This window comes from Gracilibacillus xinjiangensis, from assembly GCF_042651765.1.
In the GTDB taxonomy this organism is placed as follows: domain Bacteria; phylum Bacillota; class Bacilli; order Bacillales; family Amphibacillaceae; genus Gracilibacillus; species Gracilibacillus xinjiangensis.
The window spans coordinates 640,865-658,367 of the sequence record NZ_JBHSDT010000004.1 but is presented as its reverse complement, the minus strand read 5'-3'; the positions used below and the strand labels follow the sequence as shown (position 1 = coordinate 658,367).

At 40.6% G+C, this 17,503-nt stretch carries 19 protein-coding genes; all 19 read right to left on the bottom strand.

Going from position 1 to position 17,503, the window contains the following annotated elements; translation table 11 throughout:
- Positions 1-6: 6 nt before the first annotated feature.
- On the bottom strand, positions 7-1,074 hold the full coding sequence (gene spoIID, locus ACFOY7_RS07305) for a stage II sporulation protein D (RefSeq protein ID WP_390250885.1): 1,068 nt from the start codon (positions 1,072-1,074) through the stop codon (positions 7-9).
- 224 nt (positions 1,075-1,298) lie between these two features.
- Complete coding sequence (murA, locus tag ACFOY7_RS07300; RefSeq protein WP_390250883.1) at positions 1,299-2,603, bottom strand: UDP-N-acetylglucosamine 1-carboxyvinyltransferase; 1,305 nt, start codon at positions 2,601-2,603, stop codon at positions 1,299-1,301.
- A gap of 35 nt (positions 2,604-2,638) precedes the next feature.
- Positions 2,639-3,337 (bottom strand): YwmB family TATA-box binding protein, encoded by a 699-nt coding sequence (locus tag ACFOY7_RS07295; RefSeq protein ID WP_390250881.1) that lies wholly within the window; start codon positions 3,335-3,337, stop codon positions 2,639-2,641.
- 124 nt (positions 3,338-3,461) lie between these two features.
- A complete protein-coding gene (locus tag ACFOY7_RS07290) occupies positions 3,462-3,698 on the bottom strand; it encodes a DUF1146 family protein (RefSeq protein WP_390250879.1) in 237 nt (78 codons plus the stop codon).
- Positions 3,699-3,992: 294 nt separating this feature from the next.
- A complete protein-coding gene (locus ACFOY7_RS07285; RefSeq protein WP_390250877.1) occupies positions 3,993-4,391 on the bottom strand; it encodes a F0F1 ATP synthase subunit epsilon in 399 nt (132 codons plus the stop codon).
- Positions 4,392-4,442: 51 nt separating this feature from the next.
- Entirely contained in the window at positions 4,443-5,846 is a 1,404-nt protein-coding gene (gene atpD / locus ACFOY7_RS07280; protein ID WP_390250875.1) for a F0F1 ATP synthase subunit beta, read from the bottom strand.
- A gap of 46 nt (positions 5,847-5,892) precedes the next feature.
- The gene (locus tag ACFOY7_RS07275) at positions 5,893-6,759 is read right to left on the bottom strand and encodes a F0F1 ATP synthase subunit gamma (protein ID WP_390250873.1); all 867 of its coding nucleotides are present in this window, start codon (positions 6,757-6,759) and stop codon (positions 5,893-5,895) included.
- Between the two features lie 118 nt (positions 6,760-6,877).
- Positions 6,878-8,386 carry a F0F1 ATP synthase subunit alpha gene (gene atpA / locus ACFOY7_RS07270; protein WP_390250872.1) on the bottom strand — a complete coding sequence of 503 codons (1,509 nt, stop codon included), beginning with the start codon at positions 8,384-8,386 and terminating at the stop codon, positions 6,878-6,880.
- A 21-nt stretch (positions 8,387-8,407) separates the two neighbouring features.
- Complete coding sequence (locus ACFOY7_RS07265) at positions 8,408-8,950, bottom strand: F0F1 ATP synthase subunit delta (RefSeq protein WP_390250870.1); 543 nt, start codon at positions 8,948-8,950, stop codon at positions 8,408-8,410.
- Positions 8,947-9,474, bottom strand: coding sequence for a F0F1 ATP synthase subunit B (atpF, locus tag ACFOY7_RS07260; protein WP_390250868.1), 528 nt, complete (start codon positions 9,472-9,474; stop codon positions 8,947-8,949). The genes ACFOY7_RS07265 and atpF overlap by 4 nt, the downstream gene beginning before the upstream one ends.
- 178 nt (positions 9,475-9,652) lie before the next feature.
- Positions 9,653-9,865 carry a F0F1 ATP synthase subunit C gene (gene atpE, locus ACFOY7_RS07255; RefSeq protein WP_089742974.1) on the bottom strand — a complete coding sequence of 71 codons (213 nt, stop codon included), beginning with the start codon at positions 9,863-9,865 and terminating at the stop codon, positions 9,653-9,655.
- 49 nt (positions 9,866-9,914) lie between these two features.
- Complete coding sequence (gene atpB / locus ACFOY7_RS07250; RefSeq protein ID WP_390250866.1) at positions 9,915-10,640, bottom strand: F0F1 ATP synthase subunit A; 726 nt, start codon at positions 10,638-10,640, stop codon at positions 9,915-9,917.
- Between the two features lie 10 nt (positions 10,641-10,650).
- Positions 10,651-11,031, bottom strand: a complete 381-nt coding sequence (locus ACFOY7_RS07245; protein WP_390250864.1) for an ATP synthase subunit I — start codon at positions 11,029-11,031, stop codon at positions 10,651-10,653.
- Positions 11,031-11,258, bottom strand: coding sequence for an AtpZ/AtpI family protein (locus ACFOY7_RS07240; RefSeq protein WP_390250862.1), 228 nt, complete (start codon positions 11,256-11,258; stop codon positions 11,031-11,033). Before ACFOY7_RS07240 ends, ACFOY7_RS07245 begins: the two co-directional genes overlap by 1 nt.
- A 290-nt stretch (positions 11,259-11,548) precedes the next feature.
- Positions 11,549-13,633 carry a S8 family serine peptidase gene (locus tag ACFOY7_RS07235; protein ID WP_390250860.1) on the bottom strand — a complete coding sequence of 695 codons (2,085 nt, stop codon included), beginning with the start codon at positions 13,631-13,633 and terminating at the stop codon, positions 11,549-11,551.
- Positions 13,634-13,714: 81 nt separating this feature from the next.
- Positions 13,715-14,854, bottom strand: a complete 1,140-nt coding sequence (gene wecB / locus ACFOY7_RS07230; protein WP_390250858.1) for a non-hydrolyzing UDP-N-acetylglucosamine 2-epimerase — start codon at positions 14,852-14,854, stop codon at positions 13,715-13,717.
- Between the two features lie 20 nt (positions 14,855-14,874).
- Positions 14,875-15,504, bottom strand: coding sequence for a uracil phosphoribosyltransferase (upp, locus tag ACFOY7_RS07225; RefSeq protein WP_390250856.1), 630 nt, complete (start codon positions 15,502-15,504; stop codon positions 14,875-14,877).
- Positions 15,504-16,520 carry a hypothetical protein gene (locus ACFOY7_RS07220; protein ID WP_390250854.1) on the bottom strand — a complete coding sequence of 339 codons (1,017 nt, stop codon included), beginning with the start codon at positions 16,518-16,520 and terminating at the stop codon, positions 15,504-15,506. Before ACFOY7_RS07220 ends, upp begins: the two co-directional genes overlap by 1 nt.
- Positions 16,521-16,572: 52 nt before the next feature.
- On the bottom strand, positions 16,573-17,478 hold the full coding sequence (locus ACFOY7_RS07215) for a nuclease-related domain-containing protein (protein ID WP_390250853.1): 906 nt from the start codon (positions 17,476-17,478) through the stop codon (positions 16,573-16,575).
- Between the last annotated feature and the right edge of the window lie 25 nt (positions 17,479-17,503).

Sequence of the window (17,503 nt, the reverse complement as noted above, 5' to 3'; positions counted from 1 at the left end):
AAAAAACTAACTATTTGATTGTACGAGCAGTTTCGATGCTGCTTGTTCTAATGTTTCAATCGCTGTTCCTTTGTAATAATACGTAATAATATCTTGATACGTTTTTCCTTCTAATGCCATTCCATTTGCTCCATATTGACTCATCCCGACACCATGTCCATAGCCTTTTGTTGTAAAAACAAAATGATCATTTTTTCTTGTTATGGTGAAATCATTCGAGGGAAGGTTCAATTTCTCTCGTACTTCTCTTCCTGTAAATGTTTCTCCAGCAATTGTTGCTGTATCCACTCGATTGCTATCTGTTCTTGTTATTTGAAAATCTTGTACATTTGCTGATAAGTTAACCCCTAACTTCTGTTCCACTTCACTTGTCGTTAAGATAATCTGATCAAGAAACTTCGGTGACAGTTCCTCATCCCATGGACTTTCCACAATTTTTAAATATGGCAACTCATTTTGCCAGTAATCTTCCGCATTTTCTGTATACCCATTGCTTGTTGAGAAAAAGGCAGGAGTAATTGGTTCTTTATTATATGTGATGATTTCTCCTTGGGTTTCCACAACGGCTTCCGTAATTTTGTCCATTTTCCAGTGATAATCAGATCCCCAGATTTGACGGAGTTCATCATTGTTTTTAAATACTTGGTGTTGAACAGTGTCTGTTACATCTGCTTCCCCTGGTAATTGCTCCATGTTTGCCTGCATTAAATAACGTACAATGTAAGTCCTTGCAGCCAGTGCCTGTGCTTTTAATGCTTCCAGCTCGAAATCTGCAGGCATTTCTGATGCTACAACATGGACAACATAATCTTCTAAAGGAACTTCTTCCACTTCGTTACTCTCTGTCCGTAATACATTAACATGGAATGGTGATTCTAGCGTTTTTGTTGCGGCTTCTGCTGGTGCTTGTTGGTTAGTCACTGTTTCTACAGAACTAGCTGTCGTCTCACTTCCTTGAAATGGAATGACGACAATTGTTGGAATGAGAAACATAATCATTAACAATGCTGCTGCACTAATAACGATCAACAGCCTCCAATTAGTGTTGCTTGTATTCATTTTTCTTTTCGACATGTATAACCTCCTCTAATCTTTCATTCCATCTAATCTATCTATATTGTGTTAGATGAAAGATTAGAACATAGTACATGCTATATTTTTTGATAGAATGACGATGGCTTTTTCATTCTCGTGTTGATAGTAACAAATAAAGGCTCAGACGATGGATTCATTTTAATAGTTTTCCATAAAAAAAAAGAATTAGCTGCTATTCAGCTAATCCTTCTTACTCTATCGTATTATTGCACTTCTAATTTATTTAATAAAATTGGTTCAATAATTACTTGATCATTTACTCTTTCAATATCTGCGCCTAATTTCGCAAACTTTTCAGTGATATCTACATATCCTCGATCAATATGATGCAATGATGTTACTCTTGTGTGTCCATCTGCTACCAATCCTGCCAAAATAAGCGCCGCTCCTGCACGTAAATCAGTTGCAGCTACTTCTGCCCCTTGCAAGCTGACAGGACCTTCTACAATGACGCTGCGGCCTTCTATTTTAAGCTTAGCATTCATTCTGCGGAATTCTTCTACATGCATGAATCGGTTTTCGAAAACTGTTTCTGTTATCACACTTGTTCCTGTTGCACTTAACATTAATGCCATCATTTGTGATTGCATATCTGTTGGGAATCCCGGATGCGGCAATGTCTTTATATCCGTTGCTTTCAATCTTTTCGGACCGATAACACGAACTCCATTGCCTTCTTCAATAAATCGTACTCCCATTTCTTCCATTTTCGACACAACTGAGCGTAAATGGTCAATTTCTGCATTTTCAATTAATACATTTCCACCTGTAATTGCTGCAGCTACCATGAAAGTGCCCGCTTCAATCCGATCAGGAATAATTGTATGTTCTACCCCGCGTAATGTATCAACGCCATCAATTTTGATTGTTTCAGTACCGGCGCCAATAATGTGTGCACCCATTTTATTCAGGTAGTTAGCTAAGTCTACTATTTCCGGTTCCTTAGCTGCATTTTCTATCGTTGTTCTTCCTTTTGCTAAGGCTGCGGCCATCATAATATTCTCTGTGGCACCAACACTTGGCATATCTAGATAAATTTTCGCCCCTCGTAATCTACCATTTGTTGTCACTTCAACAAATCCGTTGCCGACATGGACATTTGCCCCCATTGCTTCAAAACCTTTTAAATGCAAATCAATTGGGCGTGAACCGATTGCACAACCACCTGGTAATGCCACTTTTGCATGCCCGTATCTTGCGAGCAGTGGTCCTAAAACAAGCACAGAGGCACGCATTTTTCTTACATACTCAAATGGAGCTTCTGTTAGTAATTCATTGGTTGCATCAACAGTAACTGTGTTATTTTCATATTTTACGTCTACATGCATATGTTTTAATACTTGATTGATTGTGTGTACATCTGCTAATGCAGGTACATCATGGATCGTACTTTTTCCTTCACTTGCAATTATACTGGCTGCGATGACAGGCAAAACGGCATTTTTTGCACCTTCCACTTTAACAGTGCCATTTAGTTGCCTTCCACCACGGACGATGATTTTTTCCAAGGCTCATTCTCCTCTGTAGTCCATATTCATTATTATTAATATTCAGTAACTAGGATAGGTGTTCCTATTATGAGAGTTGTTCGATTGTCTTCTGCATTTTTGACTGCGATTTGTGCATTAATAGAGTGGTTGTCAATCTCAATTTCCTGGTCCCATTTAGGGGTATGACCTGTCCATGTAGTAAAATTTGAATCTTTTAATTGCGTATATGTGGATATTTGTAATTTTTCTGTAATCTTATTAATTAAGCAAACAATATCAATAATATCATCAGTTATAGCCTCAACACAAGTAAAATTTTGAGCATTTGACGTAAATAATCCATCAGTAATCTGGCTGATTTTCGAATTATAGTCATTTCGTACTTCCTCAGACCAAGCGGATGACGCTATTTCATAGATAATTTGATATTGTTGGATACCGGTCTCCACAATAAGAATACTTTCGTTCACTCCATCATTATTCTGACCGTCAGCCACAAATTTTTTCGCACTCTCATTTTTAATCTCTTTAAACGAATACCCTTCAACATTTGTAATAAAACTATTAATATCTGGGATTTCTCTTTTTTCTCGTATAATATGACTCCAGCTTTCTAGTCCGAAACCATTTGCTTCACTCGTTTCAATCATGTCTTCCAGTTCTGTAAGTGTGTCACCTTGTCCACTTATATTTTTGTTATTCCATATAAAAATCGCTGAGAATAATATAATTGCAATGAAATAATACTTCATTTCCCGCACTCCCTTGTTTTAGTAGTAACCCTTCTGTAAAGGAAAGGTCACTCTTTAAAGAGTGTTTGCAGAAAATAAAGTATTTAAACAATCAATCGTTCGACAATTAGAGAATAGTAGATTACTAGAATATATAAATTAACTGTTGAGCCCATGATAAAAAGTCTAAGAAGAAGTTGCTGACTGTTGATCCAATCGCAATTGTTATGAAAATAATGAGCACCCTTGCTTCAAATACTTTATTCCCTCGAAATAACTGATCGAAATTTAAAGATTGCAATACTTGCCATGTGATGACAATAAAAAACAAGTGTGAAATCATTCCGACTAAACTGTCTTGCAAAAGTGTTTGTTCTAGCATATATATGATCCCTCTTTTATCTATTTATTCGATTTCTCTCCATATAATAACATACTTTCATTCCTATTCCGATTCCATTCGCTATTTCCCGGGAAATTGTCCAAGCAATCGATTCTATATGAGTTATTTATATTTATTTGCAACCGAAATCATTCTAAACAGTTTAATGCAGCATTATTTGCGGCTCCACAGTATCTCCAAAGCACATAAACACTCTCCATTTTAACAGAAGGGAAGTAATTTTAGTCCAAACCAAAGAGGCTGCCTCACCACGTGAGAGCAGCCTAATGTTTGTTATCTATTTTCTACGACGTCAATTCGATTCATTGCACGTTTAAGTGCATGTTCTGCCCTTCTGAAATCAATTTCGTCTTGTTTAGCTTGTAAGCGACGTTCTGCGCGTTCTTTGGCAGCACGTGCGCGTTCCACATCGATCTCGTCTGGACGCTCTGCTGATTGCGCAAGGATCGTTACCTTATCAGGACGAACCTCTAAGAATCCTCCACTGACAGCAATGCGTTGTGGATTAGGACCTTTTAAGCGTACAGCACTAATCGATAATGGTGCAACGAGCGGAATGTGTCCAGGTAATATACCGAGTTCTCCACTTTCTGCTTTACAGCTAACCATTTCAAATGTATCTTCCAGAACAGGGCCATCTGGAGTAACAACACTTACTGTTAGTGTATTCAACAGAACCCCTCCTAAAAGCTGGATTAAAATGGGATGAGGATCCTGTCCTCATTACGCCATTTGTTTCGCTTTTTCTACTACTTCTTCGATGCGTCCAACTAAACGGAATGCATCTTCCGGAAGGTCATCATATTTACCTTCCAGGATTTCTTTAAAGCCTTGAACCGTTTCTTTAACTGGAACATAAGAACCTGGTTGGCCTGTAAATTGCTCAGCAACGTGGAAGTTTTGAGATAAGAAGAATTGGACACGACGAGCACGAGATACTGTCAATTTATCCTCATCAGATAACTCATCCATACCTAAGATTGCAATAATATCCTGAAGCTCTTTATATTTTTGCAATGTACGCTGCACTTCACGTGCTACTTCATAGTGCTCTTCGCCAACTACTGCCGGGTCAAGTGCACGGGAAGTGGAAGCAAGCGGGTCTACTGCCGGGTAAATACCTTGCTCAGATAGTTTACGATCAAGGTTTGTTGTTGCATCTAAGTGTGCGAAAGTTGTCGCAGGCGCCGGATCCGTATAGTCATCGGCAGGTACATAAATCGCTTGGATCGATGTAACAGAACCTTTATTTGTTGAAGTAATACGTTCTTGTAATTGACCCATTTCCGTTGCAAGTGTCGGTTGGTAACCAACGGCAGATGGCATACGGCCAAGAAGTGCCGATACCTCTGAACCAGCCTGCGTAAAACGGAATATATTGTCAACAAACAGCAACACGTCTGCACCTTTCTCATCACGGAAATATTCCGCCATCGTAAGTCCAGTAAGTGCTACACGCATACGCGCACCTGGTGGTTCGTTCATTTGTCCGAAAACCATAGCAGTTTTCGAAATAACACCAGAATCTTTCATTTCATAGTAAAGGTCGTTCCCTTCACGAGTACGCTCCCCTACCCCTGCGAATACAGAGATACCGCCATGCTCTTGGGCGATGTTATTGATAAGCTCTTGGATAAGTACGGTTTTACCTACACCCGCACCACCAAACAGACCGATTTTACCACCTTTAATATATGGTGCTAATAAGTCTACTACTTTAATTCCTGTTTCTAGAATTTCTGTTTCTGTTGCAAGGTCTTCAAATTTAGGTGATTCACGGTGAATGGGATCACGGCGTACATCCGCACCGATTTCTTCATCTAAATCAATTTTCTCACCAAGTACGTTAAATACACGACCTAGTGTTACATCCCCTACTGGTACAGAAATTGGTGCACCTGTGTCGATCACCTCTGCTCCACGCTGGATACCATCTGTTGAAGACATCGCAATCGTACGTACAGCATCATCCCCTAGATGCAGCGCAACTTCTAATGCTAACTGTTGTGCTTGGCCATCTACTTGATAATTAACTGTTAACGCATTGTAAATTTCCGGAAGATGTCCATCTTCGAATTTCACATCGATAACTGGCCCAGTAACTTGAATAACGTGTCCTTTTGCCATCAAATTCCCTCCTAACTATTTATTTCATTGCCTGCCGAACATAGAATTATTCTAATGCGGATGCACCACTGACAATTTCGGTGATTTCCTGCGTAATTGCCGCTTGTCGAGCACGGTTATATTGCAATGACAAGTCAGAAATAAGCTCATCAGCATTATCTGTGGCACTTTTCATTGCAGTCATACGAGCCGCATGCTCACTCGCTTTACTATCAAGTAATGCTCCGAAAATTAAGCTTTCCGCATATTGTGGCAATAATACATTTAAAATCTCTTGTTGATTTGGTTCATATTCGTACATACTATTAGAATTACCTGCTGATTTATCAGTCAAATCAGAGAGTGGTAATAGCTTTTTCGACGTAACTTCCTGTGATATCGCACTAATAAAGTGATTATAGAAAATAACCAGTTCATCAATTTCTTCATCTATAAACAGTTGTACCGTGTCAGATGTCAAATCTTTAATATCAGCAAAGTTCGGTTGATCAGAGAGTCCTGTAATCTCATTTAACACAGGAATCCCGCGTTTTTTAAAGAAATCACGACCCATCCTGCCGACAGCAATAACTGTATATTCATCTTGAGATTGGTGACGTTTTTGAATAGTACGGTATACTTCACGAAGTACTCCACTGTTAAAAGCTCCAGCAAGCCCTCTGTCAGAGGTTATGACAAAGTAAGCTGTTTTCTTCACTTCACGTGACTGAAGCATTGGGTGTTCTGCATCTTGTGCACTGCCCGCAATACTTGAGACAACTTCTTTGATTTTATTACTGTAAGGGTCAAAAGCTTTAGCAAATTGTTCTGCTTTACTAAGCTTAGAAGCAGACACCATGTGCATAGCTTTTGTGATTTGCTTCGTCTTTTGAGTGGAATTAATCCGTGTTTTTATATCTCTAAGTGATGCCACTTTTGTTTCACCGCCCTTTCTTTCTCGCAGGTAAGTATCCGGATAGAATAGTTACCTGCATTTTATCCACTTCGCCTTATCAGCTTAGTTTCTTTAAAGGTTGACGATCGTTCATCTATTATTGAGAAATAACAAATTGTTTTTTGAATTCTTCCACTGCAGCCTTCATTTCGCTTTCTTCAGCTAGTGCTCCAGTTTCTCTGATCGTATTCAAGATATCCTTTTTGTTTTGATCTAACCAGCTAAGGAATTCATCTTCAAAACGAGTAATATCTTCAACAGGAATATCATCAAGGAAACCTTTTGTTAAAGCGAAGATGATCATTACTTGTTTTTCAACAACAAGCGGTTTGTGCAGACCCTGTTTTAATACTTCTACAGTACGAGCACCACGGTTCAGTTTCGCTTGAGTTGCTTTATCCAAATCTGACCCGAACTGTGCGAATGATTCCAGCTCACGGAATGACGCTAAGTCTAGACGAAGCGTACCGGCAACTTTCTTCATTGCTTTAATTTGTGCTGAACCCCCAACACGCGATACCGATAAACCGGCATTGATCGCTGGACGTACACCTGAGAAGAATAAATCAGATTGCAAGAAAATCTGACCATCTGTAATCGAGATTACGTTTGTTGGAATATATGCAGAAATATCCCCAGCTTGTGTTTCAACAAATGGAAGTGCTGTTAAAGAACCGCCGCCTTTTGCATCACTAAGCTTTGCAGCACGCTCGAGTAGACGAGAGTGTAAATAGAATACATCCCCTGGGAATGCCTCACGGCCTGGAGGACGACGTAATAATAAGGAAAGCTCACGATATGCGTTCGCTTGTTTTGATAAGTCATCATATACAACTAATACGTGTTTGCCATTGTACATGAACTCTTCACCCATTGATACACCTGCATATGGTGCAAGGTATTGAAGTGGTGCTGGTTCACTTGCACCGGCAGAAACAACGATTGTATAATCTAATGCTCCATATTTACGAAGTACTTCTACTGTTCCGCGAACGGTAGAATCTTTTTGTCCAATGGCAACATAAATACAAATCATATTCTGGTCTGCCTGATTTAAGATTGTATCGATTGCAACAGTTGTTTTACCAGTCTGACGGTCCCCGATAATTAACTCACGCTGACCACGACCGATAGGCACAAGTGCGTCAATCGCTTTGATACCTGTTTGCAATGGTTCATGTACTGATTTACGATCCATAACACCAGGAGCTGGTGATTCAATTGGGCGTGTTTTTGTTGTTTCGATAGGACCTTTTCCGTCAACCGGTTGTCCTAATGGATTAACTACACGGCCGATAAGCTCCTCACCTACTGGCACTTCCATAATACGACCAGTACGGCGAACTTCATCACCTTCACGAATTTCTGTGTATGGTCCAAGGATTACAATCCCGACATTTGATTCTTCCAAGTTTTGTGCCATACCCATGACACCATTTGAAAATTCTACAAGCTCACCAGACATGACGTTATCCAGCCCGTGTGCACGTGCAATACCGTCACCGATCTCGATAACTGTACCAACATCACTTACTTCGATGTCTGATTCATAGCTTTCAATTTGCTGCTTAATCAGTGCACTGATTTCTTCAGCTTTAATGCTCATGCCAATTCACCCCTATCGTCATTAATTTACTGTTGCGATTTTACGCTCTAAGCGGTCAAGTTTCCCTTTAATCGTCCCATCATATACAGTGTTGCCGATTTTAATCTTCACACCGCCGATTACGCTTGGGTCCACTTGATTCGTTATTTTTATTGCTTTTACATTTAATTTCTTCGTAAATGTTGCTTCAATTTCTTGTTTTTCCGGCTCCGTTAACGGGCGGGTAGAATAAACAGTCGCCAGTTTCGTTCCTTTTGCTTCATTAGCAAATGTTACGAACTGATCCACAACTTGTGGTACAATCGACTCTTTATGGCGGTCAACAAGTAACGAAAGTGTATGTAATACATCCTTCGAAAAGCCAGTGAACGCTTCATTCAGTAATTCTTTCTTTTTAGAAGCATCTACATTTGGATGTTGAAGGAATTTCCGGAACGGTTCATTTGATTCAAATACTTCCTTCACTATTAGTAATTCTGGTTCAAGGAAATCTAATGTTTCTTTCTCTACACCAATTTGGAAAAGCGCTTCTGCATAACGTTTTGCTACATTTGCTTTACTCATCGCTCTTCTCCTACCTCTTTAATGTAGTCACTGATCAACTGTTCCTGATCTTCAGCATTGATTTCTTTTTCAATAACTTTCGCAGCAATTTGTACAGACAATGTTGCCACTTGTGCTTGCAATGCTTCGATTGCTTTTTCTTTCTCGCGTGCGATATCTTCTTCTGCAGATTTTTTCAGACGTGCAGCGGCAGCTTCTGCTGCTTGAATAATTGCTTGTTCCTGCTGCTGACCTGCTTTTTTTGCGTCTTCAATAATCTTTTGTGCTTCCTGACGTGTTGCCTGTAATTGTTCGTTTGCTTCTTTTGCCGCTTTTTCCGCATCCGCGCGATTTTTCTCTGCTGTATCGATCTCATTTGCTATATAGTTTTCACGTTCTTCCATCTTAGTCATTAATGGACCCCACGCGAATTTCTTTAATAACCATAGTAAAATTAAAAAGCTGACAAGCGCAAATAACATATCTCCACCACGGAAACCACCGATTGATGCTTGTATGACGAGCTCACTTGCGAATAGTTGCACAGTGTTCACTCCTTCCTGTAAATAGTTTTCCATCTATTTAATGACACATTTCGTTTATTCAATAGTAGTAGATCAAACTTAAGTGGCCAGGAATTGGACACTTGTACTTTCCTTGTTTACAAAGGAATGGCGAAGATTGTCTTAGACGAACTTCGCCATTCTATCGTACAAACAGTTATTAGCTACCCATTACCATAAAGGCAATTACAACGGCGAAAATAGGAATCGCCTCTACTAACGCTACCCCGATGAACATTGTTGTTTGAAGTGCACCTCTTAATTCTGGCTGACGTGCAATCCCTTCTACTGTACGACTTACGATCATACCGTTACCTAAACCAGCACCAAGTGCCGCTAACCCAATTGCTATTGCAGCTGCTAAAGCTCCCATGTTTTGTTTCCTCCTTTAAAATGTATAAAAATAAGTGATAGAAATTATTTTAATGGTCTGAACTCACTTTATGAGACATATAAACCATTGTTAACATTGTGAAAATAAATGCTTGAATTGCCCCGATAAACAAACTGAAACCTTGCCATGCCATCATTGGAATGATAGAAACGACGGTTGTTACAGGGATGGCTATCATCGCCATTTTGGTAATAAGACCTAATAAAATTTCACCAGCAAAGATATTACCGAAGAGACGCAGACCTAATGTTAATGTATTAGTGAACTCTTCAATAATTTTAAATGGTAATAAAAACGGCACTGGTCTGACATAGTCTTTTGCGTATTCGCCAAAACCTTTCACTTTAATCCCATAATAATGCGTTAAAACAACCACCAATGTTGATAAAGTTAAAGTGATCGCCGCATCTGAGGTAGGTGATTTCCACCATAGTGTGTGGCCCCATACCCCTATTGTTATAACACCTAAGATGTTACTAACAAAAATGTAAGTAAGTAATGTTAAACCTAGTGGTAAAAATACTTTTCCTGTTTTCCAATCCATTGTGTCATTGATAATGCCTTTAACAAACTCAATGATCCATTCCATGAAATTTTGAAACCCTTTTGGCTTCATCTGCAGGTTTCTTGCTGCAAGTACACAAATAATAAATACAATTACAGAAGAAACGAATGTCATTAAGACAGTAGATAAGTTAAAGTCCAGCCATGGAATACCAAACAGATCTTCATACAGCGGTGATTCGTGATCCAATTGCTTCACCTCACTTCCCTTTGCTAGTCTTATTATTAAATAAAGCAAAATCTATCATAATAACAACATAGGTTGTCATTAATCCCAAAATTACAGCAATAAAATGGAAATATTCTTCATAGCGCATGGCAATCAATACTGCCAATGCCGCGGTTGCAAGTCTGGTAAATGTACCGATACCTGAAGCTCCTCTTCCTTCTGAAACTGCCTGTCCAAATCGGTTGATTTTACGCTGCATTACCCAAAGGTTGTAAAAACTCAATGTTGTCCCTAGGAGGAGTCCGAGGAAGATACTAGGATATGGTGTAAATCCCCAGCCTAGTACAAAAAGTGCAAGAAGGTAGAACATCCATTTACGCTGACGAGTAATCATTCTATTGTATTGGTTCATCATTCATTGTCTCCCGTAAGATCTCGTACGAAATGAATCGTTCCATATAAACCGGCTCCCAGCCCCAAAAGTAGTCCGATCACTAATAAAAGTGGTGTTGTGGAGAATTCCTTATCTAGCCATCTGCCAAACAAAAGTCCAACTAGTGGCGCACCAACAAGTTGGGAAACAATACTGCTGTAGATAGCAAAACCTTTATACGGTTTTCTTCGATCAGGTGTTGGCACAGTGATCACTCCTATGTTAGAACAAGAGCAAACAATTATGTATACCAAGGATAAGAAAAAATTATATTGTAGTGATCTTTATCGTACTACTGTAAACCTTATCATCCACACTAAATTAGCATACAATAGGCTTGCAACTGTGTCAATCCATTTTGCGGACAAAATAAAATAATATACGGACAAGATAAAAGGGACAGGCTTGCATCCCTTTTAAATCAGCCGATCTGTCTTTTTCAGACAATTTCGAATAAAATGTGACAATTAATTCGAGTCTCGAAACACCTTTATTTTCAAGGCTTTTCGACCATTACCATGGTCTGATATTGATAGGTTTCTTCCCCATTCTCCACTGTAATGTTCGCAATATATGCTCCACTCTCCGGTAAATCGTTTTGATCAAGTACCCCTTGGAATACTCCTTTTGGTACATCTTTCTCTTCTACAATAGTCTGAACAAATGCATACGTATTTGCATCATATAAATCAATTGTCACGTCACTTGCTTCTTCGACTACATACAGCTGATAGTGATATTGGCCATCCAGTAATTCAAAGTAAAATTCCAGCCCCATGGCCATCGGTGCTTTTGCTTCTTCTGTCAGCCACAGATATGGTATCTTATAATCATTTAGCTCTAAGTACCCTTGGACAAAAGCTTCTTCCGCTATATTTCCCTTTACTACCGTTTCTATCACTATTTCTTTCTTTTCATATGGTTTTAATGTAAAAGACTTCGGTAAGTAAAACCGGATGGCTTGCTGTTGATCCGGTTGATGAAAAGAGTATGTCTTTGGCTTTTTTGAAATATTTTCAACAACCATCTTATATTCACTTCTGTCAGATATGGATGTATTCTCTCCTATATTTAAAAAGGAATTGTAAATAATCGTGTCTGTTGTTAGAACATCACCCAAATCCACTTTCCCTGCACCTTGCTCGGTTGGTAAGAACCCTGGCAGAGGGTCGGCAGTAGTAAGCAATGCTGCCTTGATTTGTTCCGGTGTCCAGTCAGGATGTGCCTCCTTCAGCAATGCCGCAACACCTGCGATATGTGGTGCTGCCATACTTGTCCCATTAAAACTCGCATATCCGCCTGGAACTGTACTCATAATGCTTGCACCTGGTGCAACAATCTCTGGCTTTATCGACCAATTGACAGTAACAGGGCCTCTTGAACTGAAATCAGTGATTGTATCTACCATTTGTTCGGTTTCTAATCGCAAAAAGGTCCCCTGCTCTTGTTTCAGCCATTCACCGGCTTCTTTTGATATCGCTGCAACCGGAATCGGAATCTCTTGCTCCAAGGCCCCTTGGAAAGCCCCCTCCTCATCATTGGCAATCAATAAGGCGGAAGCTCCTCTTTTTACAGCTTGTTGTGCTAATTCGGTAAATGGAGTCTCTCCCCGTTCGGCAACAAGGATGTGATCCGCCTCTAATTCGTTCGGTGCTCTGTCGTTGTGCACCACTTGCAGATCTCGCTCAAATGACCAGGCAGGTGAACCTTGAAGTGGCAACAGCTCTATCTTTTTTCTAAGAAAGGGTTCGTATAAATAGGGTACTTCTGTTGGTGGTGTGGAGGCACCGACGGATATGACGGATTCTGCTGTTGCTGGTGATCCGATTGTCCATGGGTCCGGGCCTGTGTTGCCGCCTGCGATGACTACTGTTACACCTTGTTCTGTTGCGCGGTTGACAGCGACGGATGTTGGCCAGTCCGGACCGTTAATGGTGTTGCCTAATGATAAGTTCAGGACGTCCATCCCGTCCTTGACTGCTTGTTCAATTGCTGCCATCACTTGTACGCTTGTCCCGCTCCCGCCTGGGCCGAGTGCTCTGTATGCGTAGAGATCTGCGTCTGGAGCGACACCTTTCATCTTGCCATTTGCGCCGATAATTCCTGCAACATGGGACCCGTGGGACGTTGGGATGCCTTGTTCCGGTGTTGTTTCCATTGGATCATCATCAAAATCGACAAGATCATAGCCGCCTTTGTAGTTCTTTTGCAAATCAGGGTGGGTATAGTCGATTCCTGTGTCGATTACACCAACTTTGACTCCTTTTCCTGTGTACGGGGTGTCTTCAGGAACGATGAATGGAACACTTTCGTTAATCGATGGTGTTTCTGTCGTTGTATATGTAGTAACAGGATAGTTTTGTTTAATAATGCCTGTTTTCTCTATTTTGGATAATGTTCTGGGATCTGCTTTGATCGCAATGCCATTAAAGATGGTGTCATATATTGCTAATATTTCGACACGAGGATGATGTGTTTCTATTTGTTCAGCAATTTCATGCGGGTTCCCTTCAACTTCTATAATATAAGATACTGGATCTTGAAAAGCGGATAAAATTAGCATCACTAACCATAATCTCATCTATTTAACACTCCTTTAATGATAGTGTGTACATGAGCGAATGATTTATGATAGAAAAAAAAGCCCTGAACATGTCAGGACTTAGAATGATGATGGTTTTTCATTTGTTTGGTTAAAAAAATAGCGGATCGCATCAGCTATGCGCTCGGAGGCCCTGCCATCACCATATGGATTAGATGCGCGTGCCATCTGCCGGTGGGCTTCCTCGTCTGATAAGAGCTCATTTGCGAGAGTAAAGATGTTATCTTCATCTGTTCCTGCTAATTTTAATGTACCTGCCTCGATTCCTTCTGGCCGTTCTGTTGTATCTCTTAGAACAAGAACAGGAACACCAAGGGATGGCGCTTCTTCTTGTACACCGCCTGAATCTGTTAAAATCAGGTGTGCACGGGATGCGAAGTTATGGAAATCGACAACAGCCAGTGGCTCGATCAGTGAGATACGCGGATCGTTGCCAAGGATTTCATTCGCTGTTTCTTGAACGACAGGGTTTAAATGTACTGGATAGACAACATGAATATCCTGATGTTCATCAACAAGCCGTTTGATTGCACGGAACATCTGCTGCATGTTCTGACCAAGGTTTTCACGGCGGTGTGCTGTCATTAATACTAAGCGTTTGTCACCAACCTGGTCTAATACAGGGTGTGTGTAATCATCGCTTACTGTTGTTGAAAGTGCGTCAATTGCTGTGTTTCCTGTAATAAAGATTGTTTCCTGTTTTTTATTTTCATTGACGAGATTTTGGCTTGATTTCGTTGTTGGCGCAAAATGCAAGTCTGCCATAACACCAGTTAATTGGCGATTCATTTCTTCCGGATATGGAGAATACTTATTCCATGTCCTTAAGCCTGCTTCCACATGACCTACTGCGATCTGATTATAGTATGCAGCAAGGGATGCAGCGAATGTTGTTGTGGTATCCCCATGAACAAGCACAATATCCGGCTTCGTTTCCTGCATTACCTGGTCCAATCCTTCGAGAGCTCTTGTTGTTATTTGGGCAAGGGTTTGTCTTGCTTTCATGATATTCAGGTCATGATCTGGCGTGATGTCGAAAATTTCCAAAACTTGATCGAGCATTTCTCGGTGTTGTGCGGTAACTGTAACAATTGCTTGAAACTGCTCTGGTCGTTTTTTTAATTCAAGTACAAGTGGCGCCATTTTAATTGCTTCAGGTCTTGTCCCAAAAATCGTCATCACTTTAATTGGTTCTGACATTTCGATACTCCCCTTAGATTTTATTTTGTTCCAAACAGGCGATCTCCAGCGTCACCCAAGCCTGGAATAATATAGCCTTTTTCATTCAATTTATCATCTAATGCTGCTAAGTAAATATCAACATCGGGATGTTCTTTTTGAATCACTTCCACACCTTCTGGCGCTGCGATTAAACACATTAACTTGATGTTCGTTGCTCCACGCTTTTTAAGGGAGTGGATCGCATCGTTTGCGGAACCGCCTGTTGCAAGCATTGGATCTATCACGATAAGTTCGCGTTCTTCAATATCTGATGGCAGCTTAATATAATATTCGACAGGTTTCAATGTTTCCGGGTCTCTATAAAGCCCAACATGTCCAACTTTTGCAGCTGGGATCAGTCTAAGGATTCCGTCAACCATTCCAAGGCCCGCTCTTAAAATCGGAACAAGCCCAATTTTTTTCCCGCTAAGCACTTTCGTCTTTGCTTCCATTACAGGTGTTTCGATTGTCGTCTCTTCTAATGGTAAATCTCTCGTTATTTCAAATGCCATTAAAGCAGATACTTCATCAACTAATGCACGGAATTCTTTCGTTCCTGTGTTTTTATTTCTTATGTAGGTCAACTTATGCTGAATAAGCGGATGATCTAGCACGAATACATTGCTCATCAAATGATCTCTCCTTTTTTTGTTTTGGTTATGCTGTTGCTGTAAGTGTTCATCCTTAAAATTGTACTGAAAAAAAGAGATGGTTTCAAGTAAGAATTGATTTTTGTTGAGTTTAACCAAATTTTTTCATTCAATAGAGCTATTTTAAACTTGGGAGCTTTAATTGGATGAGTGGTATGGCATGGGAGAGGGCGGGGGGACTGAATGCCTCGAGATTCTGTTTCCCTCCCAGCCATGGTAGTGAAAGCATGGCTGAATGCCTCGAGATTCTGCTTTCCTCCCAGCCATGTTAGTGAAAGCTTGGCTGAATGCCTCGAGATTCTGCTTTCTTCCCAGCCATGGCGGTGAAAGCTTGGCTGAATGCCTTGAGCTTCTGCTTTCCTCCTAGCCATGTTAGTGAAAGCTTGGCTGAATGCCTCGAGCTTCTGCCTTCTTCCCAGCCATGGCGGTGAAAGCATGGCTGAATGCCTCGAGATTCTGCTTTCCTCCAAGCCACGGCATTGAAAGCATGGCTGAATACCTTGAGCTTCTGCTTTCCTCCTAGCCATGTTAGTGAAAGCTTGGCTGAATGCCTCGAGCTTCTGCTTTCTTCCCAGCCATGGCGGTGAAAGCTTGGCTGAATACTTTGAGCTTCTGGTTCCCTCCCAGCCATGGTAGTGAAAGCTTGGCTGAATGCCTCGAGATTCTGCTTTCCTCCCAGCCATGGCACTGAAAGCTTGACTGAATGCCTCGAGCTTCTGCTTTCTTCCCAGCCATGGCGGTGAAAGCTTGGCTGAATACTTTGAGCTTCTGGTTCCCTCCCAGCCATGGTAGTGAAAGCTTGGCTGAATGCCTCGAGATTCTGCCTTCCTCCCAGCCATGGCATTGAATGCATGGCTGAATGCCTGGAGATTCTGTTTCCCTCCAAGCCATGGCACTGAAAGCATGGCTGAATGTCTCGAGATTCCGCTTTCTTCCCAGCCATGGCGGTGAAAGCATGGCTGAATGCCTCGAGATTCTGTTTCCCTCCAAGCCATGTTAGTGAAAGCATGGCTGAATGCCTGCATCTATGAGTATATCCTGATTAGGTTACTCATAATAAGTCAAATTCCCATGAGGTTTTTTTATTAAGTTTGTGTCTAAGACTCGGTAAATTCTCCGTTTATCGATAGGAACACCACACCATTCATGAATTTTATTCGTTGTTATTTTTTCATTTGGGAATAGCAATTGGAATTCCCTCACGCTCCGCATAATGGAAGTCTGGATTGATTCAGACTTTCCGCATTTCCGGCATAGGCATTTGTATTTACTAAGGTCAAGCGCAAATGAGTGACAATCGGCACAATACATTCCTTTCTTCAATTGATTAAAACCAAAATCCGGTAGTTGAGAATATGGCGACTTTTCGATATGGGCTGATGTTAGAAGAGTTGCAAGACGATTTTCATTAGTCGTAATTGGCGATGTCAACTGGTTAAATTGCTTAAGATATCCGGTTATCTGTGTGGGGTAAATAATGGGTTTGTCAAGGGGTGCCTGATACAGGGTAAAAGCGGGGTTAACAAAAACAACATAGGCGAAGATTGGCAGTTTGTAACTCCAAGAATGCAGCAATTGGCGCAGCAATGATTCATTTTTTTCGAGTTGGAGCATGGGGTTGTTTCTTTCTTCTTTTGATTTTAAATAGAGTTTACCAGCATCATAATAATGATCGCCTTCAAAATTTTTCACTTCAAACAGAAATATTTTTTCTGCAAGAAGCATAAGGGAATCAATTTGAAAAATATTATTTCTTTGTTTCAGCAACAAGTCATTGATGACAAGGCAATCAGCGGTCACTTCCTCCATCCATGAATCAAATAAAAGTTCTCCCTCATAGCCTTTTTTTAGGCCACTGAAATACTGCTTGTCCTTCTCAGAAAGTCCATTTCGAACATGCAATGATTCGAACATCAGGTATTCATCGGATTTCTGTCTTGCTTTACTAATCAATCTATCACACCCTTTCTGCATCCAT

Coding starts and splice junctions, on each gene's coding strand:
- upp (WP_390250856.1), bottom strand. CDS start 15,504: ATGAGCAATGTATTCGTGCTAGATCATCCGCTTATTCAGCATAAGTTG.
- ACFOY7_RS07290 (WP_390250879.1), bottom strand. CDS start 3,698: ATGCTAGAACAAACACTTTTGCAAGACAGTTTAGTCGGAATGATTTCA.
- ACFOY7_RS07245 (WP_390250864.1), bottom strand. CDS start 11,031: ATGAACCAATACAATAGAATGATTACTCGTCAGCGTAAATGGATGTTC.
- ACFOY7_RS07220 (WP_390250854.1), bottom strand. CDS start 16,520: ATGGCTTGGAGGGAAACAGAATCTCGAGGCATTCAGCCATGCTTTCAC.
- atpD (WP_390250875.1), bottom strand. CDS start 5,846: ATGGCAAAAGGACACGTTATTCAAGTTACTGGGCCAGTTATCGATGTG.
- ACFOY7_RS07265 (WP_390250870.1), bottom strand. CDS start 8,950: ATGAGTAAAGCAAATGTAGCAAAACGTTATGCAGAAGCGCTTTTCCAA.
- wecB (WP_390250858.1), bottom strand. CDS start 14,854: ATGTCAGAACCAATTAAAGTGATGACGATTTTTGGGACAAGACCTGAA.
- atpA (WP_390250872.1), bottom strand. CDS start 8,386: ATGAGCATTAAAGCTGAAGAAATCAGTGCACTGATTAAGCAGCAAATT.
- ACFOY7_RS07295 (WP_390250881.1), bottom strand. CDS start 3,337: ATGAAGTATTATTTCATTGCAATTATATTATTCTCAGCGATTTTTATA.
- spoIID (WP_390250885.1), bottom strand. CDS start 1,074: ATGTCGAAAAGAAAAATGAATACAAGCAACACTAATTGGAGGCTGTTG.
- ACFOY7_RS07235 (WP_390250860.1), bottom strand. CDS start 13,633: ATGAGATTATGGTTAGTGATGCTAATTTTATCCGCTTTTCAAGATCCA.
- atpE (WP_089742974.1), bottom strand. CDS start 9,865: ATGGGAGCTTTAGCAGCTGCAATAGCAATTGGGTTAGCGGCACTTGGT.